Origin of the sequence: Aeromonas sp. 1HA1 (assembly GCF_029237385.1) — a bacterium.
Taxonomy (GTDB): domain Bacteria; phylum Pseudomonadota; class Gammaproteobacteria; order Enterobacterales; family Aeromonadaceae; genus Aeromonas; species Aeromonas popoffii.
Genome location: NZ_JAACGC010000194.1, coordinates 1 through 916 on the forward strand (window position 1 = coordinate 1; position 916 = coordinate 916).

General features: G+C 37.9%; 1 protein-coding gene. It reads left to right on the top strand.

Going from position 1 to position 916, the window contains the following annotated elements; translation table 11 throughout:
• Window positions 1-443 precede the first annotated feature (443 nt).
• The gene (locus GWQ22_RS21615; RefSeq protein WP_275931644.1) at window positions 444-704 is read left to right on the top strand and encodes a hypothetical protein; all 261 of its coding nucleotides are present in this window, start codon (window positions 444-446) and stop codon (window positions 702-704) included.
• Window positions 705-916: the final 212 nt, after the last annotated feature.

Consider the following 916-nt stretch of genomic DNA (forward strand, 5'->3'; position numbering starts at 1 on the left):
GCCGCACGATGAAGAGCAAAAGTTAGCATGATCGTTACCATGTTCGGGAGTCACATAGGAGATCAGATCCTGGAAATCGGGAAAAGTGCCAATCAGTTCACAATATTTGTGTATAAGAGTCAGGTCTTATTGAGTCAGCAGCCGACAGTTATTTTTCTCTATCAAATTTATGCACCACTCTTTCAAAAAACATAAAAAATATTAATAGTTCCATTAATCAAAAATCCCCGACTTTCTATATATGCACAGATTTAGAAAATCAACTTATCCACTATTCCCATGCTAGAAGATTAAATAGTGGTGAATCTGCGCCTGATTCTCATAAAGCAGAAACAGCCGCACGCTATGTTAAAAAGTTAGATGAAGAAACAAACTCAGATTTTTATGATTGTTATTCTGAACTATGCCAACTTAGTCATCCCGCAGCACAAGGGGTGCTACATATGATGATTCCAATTAATGATCAAGATTTTATTTTTGAACACAAATTTGGAAAAGAAAAAATAGATGCACTTTTAGAAAAACATCGAGATAAATTTTCTGCGCTATTAACTTTCGCATTTAACCCATCAATTTTGGCTCTAAAAGTTATAAATCATATTCAATTCAATGAGCTTCATGTAGAGCCTGTAAATGAATTAAATATGGATCACATTGTTGCATGGCAAAAGTGCAAGCAAGATATTGTTCAAGCTGGCATATAACAAGGCAATTAAACGGAACTAAAACAGTTGGTTAGGTTCCGCTTCGCTACACATTATAACCAACTATTTTAGTCCGCTTATTGCGGGTAAGCGCCGTTAAATCGACCTACTTGCCTTTACCGTATTGCGCCACTTTTTTTGCAATCGGCTCCAGCGGGACGTTCCATGGCAGCAGGGCTTCGAGCTTTTCCAGGGTATCGGCCTCGCCAATC

Excerpts from the sequence above, each read along its gene's own strand:
- GWQ22_RS21615 (WP_275931644.1), top strand. The coding sequence starts at position 444 with ATGATGATTCCAATTAATGATCAAGATTTTATTTTTGAACACAAATTT.